Below are 7,874 nucleotides of genomic sequence, written 5' to 3' on the forward strand. Positions count from 1 at the left end.
CTCCTAATCAGCGGCCGGGTCGTCGGTGAGACGCCGGGCGGCCAGGTGACGTGAACCATCGTGTGCAACCCGCTGAAAGCCATACCCGGCGTCTCCGGGCCTCTGGACCTTACGACGGCCCGTCCAACCCACCAACAACATAGGACCCGCTGATCCCATCGTCCGCCGTCCGTTGGTGGCCCCGACCCGAGGTCCGGAGCCACCAACGGACGGCGGCGAGCACCAGGCGCCGGAGTTCGGGCGGCGGCCCGGCTCGGCGGCGCCGACGCGCAACACGACTGTGACCAGACGGCCGGGTTGTGAACGGCCCCAGAGCGCTGTGTGGGAACCGCTGTCGGATGTCGCAGTGGTCCAGGGACAGGGATCAGGTCACCGTGATGGTGCCGGAGGTATGCGAGGGCCTGTTCCAGGGAGGCGCAGGGGGACCGTGTGAAGGGCGAGGGGAACCACCTGGGGCCGGCCTCGCCGCCGCCCGCCACCTGAGGGCGTGGCCGGATGCGCGACAGCGCCACCGGCTGGCCGTCGGGGTGGCAAGCGCGCCTGGGGCCCACGCGCCCACGCTGCGCTGCGACGCCTCACCACGACCAGCTCCCCCGCACCGAAGAGGTGACCTGGGTCACTCACACTTCGGTGGCACTGCTCGGCCCTTCGCTGACGCAGCAGTGCGGGCGATTGGCCGGGATGCCGAGGGAGACGGGTGGTCGGTGCGAGGCGTCGCGCGGAGCGCTCCGGGCGGAAGCGGGCTCGGGGGGAGCGGAGCCGTGCAGGCGGCTCGAGCGGGGGCGAAGGAACGTTTGCACGGACGACTCGCCCGTACGGCTGTTGCCGTTCACCGGTGAGACGATCAGCTTGCGCGCACTCCAGCCGTCAGCGCCGGTGGCGCCCTGTGAGGGTGACGAGACGGCGCTGTTCGAGAACCGCGGCAAGGGCGTAGGCGCCGCCGCCCGCAACGGCGAGGATCCAGTAGAGGCCGGGGGCACCGGGGAAGAGCGCTGCGGCGGAGATGACGACGAGCCAGACACCGAGGCCGTAGTGCAGCGGATTGCGGCGCGCGGCGCCTTCGGCGAGGTAGAGCAGGCCGACGATGAGGCCGGAGCCGGTTGGCCAGAGGATGGACTGGAGCTCCGGCATGTCGAGGGCGTACGTCAGTCCGGTGATGGTGAGGAACAGGGCGGTGAAGGCGACGACCCAGGCGGCGCCGAGCAGTTTGCCGGTGAGGACGTCCGGCCGGCTGGCCCCGCGCTGGGCTCGCAGGGCGGCAACGGCGGCCTGGGCGATACCGGCCACGAGACCGGTGCCGAGCAGCGTCATGGGCAGCCAGGCGGGCAGATCGAGCAAGGGCGACTCACCTTGGGAGACTGCGGCGGCGCCGTGGCCGAGCACGTAGGCGAGTCCGAAGCTGACGTAGGCCGCACGGTTGTCCACCTCGCCCTGGGGCCAAGCCGTGGCGCTGGCCTTCGCGTTGGTGTGGATATCGGTGTCGGTGTCGATGTCGGGGACGGCGGCTGTCTGCGAGTCGGGGACGGCGATGGGCATGGGGAAACCTCCGGCGGGTCAACGGTCGTCAGTGCGGTTCCGGGAAAGGAAGGGGATGTATCGGTGTGGTGTGCGGCAGCGGGGTCACGGTGTGCCGCACGTAGTCGGTGGCCGGGGAACGAACGGGAGAGGGCAGGCCGGCGGGTGGGTTCTGCGTCACCGGGAGCCGGGCAGGGTCGCCAGTCCGTCTGAGTACCGCCGTCACCAGGCAGTCCTCGGGCATCCGGCCGGCGGGGAGCCTCTCGAGTCCCTCAGGCAGTCGAGGGTCAGGTGTGCGCTCGTCGGGGTCGGGGCGGTGACGTGACCGTCACCGCCCCTTGTCCCGGTCGCTGCCCCGGTGCGTCACCCGCTGTACCCGCTGGGCGTCCCGGGGCGTGGTCGGCGCCGCCCTGCTCCGGCGCCGGGGGGTCAGCCCGCGCTGCCGTCCTGGGGGGTGTCGGGGATCCAGGAGCCGTGGAGTCCGGCGCTCACCCGCTGGGGCAGGTGGACGGTGGCGACGCGGTCGAGGCCGGAGGCGTCGAGGACCAGCAGTTGTGAGGCGTCCTGCTTGAGGTCGGAGACGACGGTCAGGAGGTAGCCGTCGTCCTCGTTGGTCGCTCCGGCTGCGGGAACGAACACCGCTTCGCTGGGCATGCGGGCGTCGCCGACCTGGTGGATGCGGCGGGCGCCGGTGGCGCGGTCGTACTTCACGACGCCGTAGCCGCCGAAGCCCTTCTCGTCCGGGAAGGAGATGGCGTACTGGTAGCGGTTCTCGGCGCCCAGGTAGTCCTCGTTGAGGGTCGGGAACTCCACCGCGAGGTCGTCGATGATCTGCTCGTCGACGGTACCGGCGGCCACGTCGACCACCCAGCGGCGGGTGTAGGAGCGGGAGACGGGATCGGTACCGCGCTCGGGGGCGCCGGTCCACCAGTTCCAGGACAGCCGGAATCCCTCGCGATCGACGGTGGGGCCTTCCAGGACGACGCGGCCCTGACCGTCCTCGTAGGCGTTGGACACGTGCAGCATGTTGCCCGGCTCGATGGAGAACCAGCGGATGTGCCTGGCACCGTCCTCGCCGCGCGGCATGATGCCGATGCGGGAGGGCTGCTGGTCGCTCCAGCCGTAGGGGATTCCGGAGTGCTCGGTCGGGTCGAAGGTGACGTTGCCCTCGACGAAGACCACGTGGCGGCGGGTGAGGGCGAAGTCGTGCTTGAGGGAGGCGGTCGCGCCCGGGACCTCGGCGCTGTGGACGATCTCACCCTTGGCGTCGGCGACGTGGTACGTCAGGAACGGCGGGAAGGGCGAGGACCCGAAGAAGTGCAGCTCACCCGTGACCGGGTCCTCCTTGGGGTGCGCGGTCATCGCGGTGCGGAGCTTGCCCCGGAAGTCGTAGGCGCCGACCGTCTCCAGTTCCGGGGTGAGTTCGAAGGGGAGGTTCGCCTCGCACAGGGCGAGGAGGCGTCCGGCGTGCTCGATGACGTGGGTGCCGGCGGCGCTGGCGGTCAGGTCCGGGCCGCGGTCGGTCATGTAGGGGGCGCCGTCCAGCGCGGGAGTGTGCACCCAGCGGTTGCGGTACCACTCGGCGCGGCCCTCACGGAGCCGGATCCCGTGGACCATGCCACTGCCCTTGAACCAGTGGGTCGGGGTGACGCCGGGCTTGGGGTTGTGGCCGTTGCGGAGCAGTCGGCCGGTCAGCTCCGAGGGCAGGACACCCTCCACGGTCAGCCCGGTGGCGACGATCTCGTCGGCGACGGGAGTGTAGTGACCGGTCAGGTAAGGCTTCTGAGTAGTCATGGCAAAAACCTCTTCCGAAGGTACAAATGTGATGGTTTGTCACGCGGTCTGTTCGACGCGGGCCTTGAGGCGGGTGAGCCAGTTCTCGAGGGAGTCGTGGAGGGCCTTGGCCAGCTGGCCGGCCGCGGCATCGACCGGGGCGCCGCTCCAGGACTCCTCGGTGCGGACGGTGACGTGGTCGCCGGTCTGCTCGAACGTCCATACGTGGATACCGGTGATGCCGTCGACCGTGCCGCCCCACACGATGCGCTCGCCGGCGACCAGTTCGTGCACGGTGGACGTGATCTCCAGGCCGTGGGTCCGCCAGCTGAAGGAGTTGCCGGGCGTCAACGGGCCGTCGAGCTCGGCCTGGTCGATGTCCGCGTTCCAGGTGGGCCAGGCCGCGACGTCGGTGTGCAGGTCCCACACCGTCGGCAGCGGGGCGTCGATCACGGTGCTCAGGCGGACGATGACGGGGGCGGTCTCGTCGATGGTGGCCATGACTGTGTTTCCTCTTTGTACGGGTACGCATCGGTGATGCGGCTGATGAGTCGGTTCAGGGGATGAGGGAGGACTGCGGGAGGGAAGTCGGGCGGGTCGGGGTGGTTGCGGTTCGCGAGCCGGTGCGGCGGGCGAGGAACAGCGCGAGGAGCGCCGTGGCGGCCAGGACCGCGGCCGAGACACCGAAGGCGGTGCGGTAGCCGGCGGTGAGGGCCTCCAGGTGCGGCTGGTGGACCGCGGCGTGGGCGGTGACGGAACCGGCCAGGGTGGCCAGGGCGGCGAGGCCGATCGCCCCTCCGACCTGGCGGGTGGTGTTCACCAGTCCGCCGGCCAGTCCCCCGTCCTGCGGTGGGACACCGTCCACGGCGAGTGCGGTGAGCTGGACGAAGGCGACGCTCAGGCCCAGGCCCACCAGGATGCTCGGACCGAGGACGTCCGCGAGGTAGCTGCCGTCCGGGCTGATCCGGGACAGCCACAGCAGACCGGCCGCCTCGGTGAACAGGGCCGCGGTCACCGTCGTGGTGGCGCCGATGCTCCGGGAGATGCGGGGCGCCAAGGCCGCGCCGAGCATGTTGGCCACGGCGAGCGGGAGTTGCCCCGCTCCGGTGGCCAGGGGGTCCATCCCGAGCACCTGTTGCTGGTAGAGCGGCAGGAAGAAGAACAGGGCGATCCACACGGACCCCAGCAGGGCCATCAGCAGGTTGCCCGCGGCGACCCGGCCGGTGGTGAACAGGCGCGGCGGTATCAGCGCGTTCGGCCGGCGGAGCTCGATCACGACGAAGGCCGCCAGCAGTGCGGCGGCGCCGGCGAGGGCCCCCAGCACCCGGGCGTCGGTCCAGCCGGCGCCGCGTGCGGTGGTCAGGCCCCAGACCAGGCAGGTCAGGGCGACGGTGACGGTCGCCGTGCCCAGCAGGTCGAACCGCCCGGCCTTCCGGCCGGCCGTCGCCGGTACGAGCGCCGCCACGGCGATGAGGACCAGCGCCGCCCCGAGAGCCACGGAGAGGAAGATCCAGGGCCAGCCCCACGCCTGGGTCAGGACACCGCCCAGCAGGACCCCGCCGGCCCCTCCCGCGCCGGAGACCGCGCCCCACACCGCCAGCACTCTGCCCCGCCCGGGTCCTGGCGGGAACAGGTCCATCGCCAGGGCGAGCGCGGCCGGGGCGATGGCTGCGGCACCGAGGCCCTGAACGGCGCGTGCCGCGATGAGCACGCCCGCCGAGGCGGCCAGTCCCGCTGCCAGCGAGGCCCCCGCGAACAGTGCGAGGCCGAAGACCAGCACCCGGCGGCGGCCGAGGAGATCGGCCGCCCTGCCGCCCGCCAGGAGCAGCGCCCCGAACGCCAGGCCGTAGGCGTTGACCACCCAGGTGGTCCCGCCGTCCGACAGGCCCACCCCGGCGCGGATCTGGGGGAGGGCGACATTCACGATCGAGGTGGCGAGCATGACGGTGAACTGAGCCGCTGCCAGAGCCGCGAGCGTGACTCCCGGCCGGGAAGTGCGGGCTGCCGCCTGGTCCGTCTGCGTACGTGCATCGTTCATGCCGCACAGACTCGTGTCGGGCGGTGTCCACTTTCCAGATCGGATGGAAGCGATGGCTGTCCACTGCTGTCCGCACCTGTCCACTCAGTGACGCAGGGGTGCGTGACGCCTCACGAGCGGATGGGAGCGGCCGGCGTGGGACGGCACGACCGCACACAGGGGCGGCTCGGCCGTGACGGTCCGCTCAGCCGGGCTGATCGGCAAGTGGCAGGACCAGCCGGCCAACCCGTCCGTGATCAACGCCGCGCGGCGCCTCGGGTCGACCTCCCCCCCTCACCGGGCGCAGCACATCACCCTGGAGATGCTGGACTGGGCCGACGACGTCCTGGCCATGGACGCCGCCGTCCTCGAAACGCTCCGGGCGATCTGCGGCGAGCAGAACGCGCACAGCTCGGCCTCTGCCTCGGCGACCGCGACATCGTCCGCAGAGTCCTCGCGGCAGACCCGGAGATCGACTACTACCTGCTGCTCCTCGAAGTGAATGTGCTGCAACCCGGGGTCAGTGGTCTGATCTTCTCTCCCCACCTCCAGGATGCGTCTGCGGAGGAGATCATCGACGAGGCCCTGAAGTACCGGCCGATCGCACTCTGAAGGGGTACGCCGGAGTTCCTTCGATCCAGGGGAGCCGGCACTGGAATCGGATTGCAGGAAACCTCGCGGGTTCCTCACGCGGCCTCGGTGGCGCGCCCCGGGCGTCGGCGACGACGTGCCCGCAACTACTGCTCGCCCGGCTACCGGCCCAGGGCGGTCAGAACCCATGGTCACGGCAGCTGGCGCCGTCAGCGTGACCTCGAATGCCGCCGCCGGGTGCGGTGTTCTCGATCGTTGCCCTCCTGCCGGTGGCTCCCGCTGGAGCCCGCGCTGCCGGGGAGCGGGGCAAGCCGGGCGTCTCAGATGCGCCAGGAGCGGATGTGGTCGGCTGCCAGGTAGACGGTGGCCTTGCCCGCCTGAATGTCGCGGACCAGCTCCACGAGGGCGCCGTACGGCGGGTCGATCCCCTCACTCGAGGCGTGCATGTAGGCGGCGGCAACCTGGCAGGCGTACAGGCTGTTGCGGTACGGCAGCGGCTGCAGCCGCACCAGGGTGTGCAGCAGGGCGGCAGCACGCCAGGCGGCGTCGGGTTCGGCTGTGGTGGGCCGCGGGATGCGGGTCTTGTGGCGGGCGACGGCTGCGACGAGGGCCGAGTAGTCGGCGACGGTGACGTCTTCGGGAACGGCCTGCTCCTGGACGTCCAGGAGCCAGGGCACGTCGATGTAGAGGACCATCAGGCCACGTCCGCCCCCTGGTGGCGGTGAGCCGGGGGAATCTCGTCGGGGAAGGCCTCGTCGAACTCACCACGGTGGGTCTCGCCCCAGGAGACGGCGTAGCGGACGAACTGGAGCCGGTGCTTCTCCCGCAGCGGGAGGTCGTGGACGTACTGCTTGAGGGACTTGCCCTCGGCGGCCGCAGCAGCACGGACCGCCTCGAGCTCCTCGTCGGTGAAGGTGATGTTCAAGGACGGCATACCCCAGATGGTACCTAGTAGGTACCTGAGGGGCCAGGGCGGCGCGGGCGGATCGTGCCGACCCCGCCGTGAGAGCGGTCGTCGCACGTCGGCCGGGCAGATCAGGCCAAGGCGGGAGCGGCGTCCTCGTCGGTCCAGTCGCCATCGAAGAGGGCCGCAACCAGGCGTTCGTGATCCGGGCTGAGCTGCCCGGCCCGGTGCTTGGTGCGACTCTTGGCAAGCCACGGGCCGATCTTGACGGTCTCGCCGTCCACGACGATCTCCTCGCGGGCGGCGGGGGCGCGGCGTTCGCGGTGGAGGAAGAGCTCGAGGAGCTGGACGGTCTGCTCGAAGGTGCGGCGGGTGCGGCGGGCCGGGGCGAGGGACGATTCGTGGAGGCGCGGCACCCCCGTGCGCCCCAAAGCCTTGCGGGCGGCGAGGTAGCCCGCAATCTTGAAAGCCAGTTCGTGGGAGCCGGACGTCTCGGCACGGGCCTCCCGCAACACCACCTGGGTGGCAGCCACGACGCCGTGCTCGGGCAGGCTCAACTGCTCCCTGATCCCCGCAGCGACTGCGGCGAAAAACCGCGGCAGATCCCCGGCGGGTTCGTACTCGACCGTCAGCCCCTGGGCCACTTCGAAGGCGCAGCCCTCGGCCGCGGGCTCGAAATCCACCACGATCTCCGCGAAGTGGGGCGCGCAGTTCTGCCGTTGATGCAGCACGTGTACGCCCCGGATCGGATAGGGCGGAAACCGGGGCAGCGCTGACCTCATGCCGGAACGCTACCCCCTGCCCTGCTACCTCACCTCGGCGGACGGGCCATCCACAATAATGATCTTGGTGGCGGCAGGTGTGCCTGTCGTGCTTTGGCTCATGAAGTGTGCCAAAGCACGACAGTCGTCACTGGTGGAGCTGGATAGGCTGGCGGAAAAATCGGGCGAGTTTCCAGACCTGATCTCTGCGTTGTTCGTGCAGGTCAGCGACTCAGCGCACCTTCGGTGCGCGCCGGGGGCGTGGTAAATGCCGTGGCGCGCGCCGAAGGTGCTTCTGTCTGCCCTGACGTGG

Annotated in this window: 9 protein-coding genes; 1 reads left to right on the plus strand and 8 read right to left on the minus strand. The window is 70.9% G+C overall.

The features are described from left to right. Window positions 1–867: 867 nt before the first annotated feature. The 4 genes from AC0699_RS38680 to AC0699_RS38695 all read right to left on the minus strand — a co-directional run bounded on the left by AC0699_RS38680 (window position 868) and on the right by AC0699_RS38695 (window position 5,326). Window positions 868–1,536 carry an ABC transporter permease gene (locus AC0699_RS38680; RefSeq protein WP_478670936.1) on the minus strand — a complete coding sequence of 223 codons (669 nt, stop codon included), beginning with the start codon at window positions 1,534–1,536 and terminating at the stop codon, window positions 868–870. A gap of 408 nt (window positions 1,537–1,944) precedes the next feature. Further along, complete coding sequence (locus AC0699_RS38685; protein WP_478670939.1) at window positions 1,945–3,309, minus strand: carotenoid oxygenase family protein; 1,365 nt, start codon at window positions 3,307–3,309, stop codon at window positions 1,945–1,947. 39 nt (window positions 3,310–3,348) lie between these two features. Next, a complete protein-coding gene (locus AC0699_RS38690) occupies window positions 3,349–3,789 on the minus strand; it encodes an SRPBCC family protein (protein ID WP_478670942.1) in 441 nt (146 codons plus the stop codon). 55 nt (window positions 3,790–3,844) lie between these two features. Then, complete coding sequence (locus AC0699_RS38695; RefSeq protein ID WP_478670945.1) at window positions 3,845–5,326, minus strand: MFS transporter; 1,482 nt, start codon at window positions 5,324–5,326, stop codon at window positions 3,845–3,847. Window positions 5,327–5,498: 172 nt separating this feature from the next. On the opposite strand from AC0699_RS38695, the gene AC0699_RS38700 reads away from it, so the two are divergent. Then, complete coding sequence (locus AC0699_RS38700) at window positions 5,499–5,807, plus strand: arsenate reductase/protein-tyrosine-phosphatase family protein (protein ID WP_478670947.1); 309 nt, start codon at window positions 5,499–5,501, stop codon at window positions 5,805–5,807. A gap of 409 nt (window positions 5,808–6,216) precedes the next feature. Here the strand turns inward: AC0699_RS38700 and AC0699_RS38705 are convergent, their stop codons facing one another. The 4 genes from AC0699_RS38705 to AC0699_RS38720 all read right to left on the minus strand — a co-directional run. After that, on the minus strand, window positions 6,217–6,591 hold the full coding sequence (locus tag AC0699_RS38705) for a toxin Doc (protein WP_478670952.1): 375 nt from the start codon (window positions 6,589–6,591) through the stop codon (window positions 6,217–6,219). Continuing rightward, entirely contained in the window at window positions 6,591–6,830 is a 240-nt protein-coding gene (locus tag AC0699_RS38710) for a hypothetical protein (protein WP_478670956.1), read from the minus strand. Before AC0699_RS38710 ends, AC0699_RS38705 begins: the two co-directional genes overlap by 1 nt. A gap of 101 nt (window positions 6,831–6,931) precedes the next feature. Beyond that, complete coding sequence (locus tag AC0699_RS38715; RefSeq protein ID WP_478670959.1) at window positions 6,932–7,582, minus strand: hypothetical protein; 651 nt, start codon at window positions 7,580–7,582, stop codon at window positions 6,932–6,934. Window positions 7,583–7,606: 24 nt separating this feature from the next. Next, window positions 7,607–7,874: hypothetical protein (locus tag AC0699_RS38720; protein WP_478670962.1), on the minus strand; the 268-nt coding region annotated here is incomplete at its 5' end.

Source organism: Streptomyces sp. NPDC043870 (assembly GCF_056435785.1).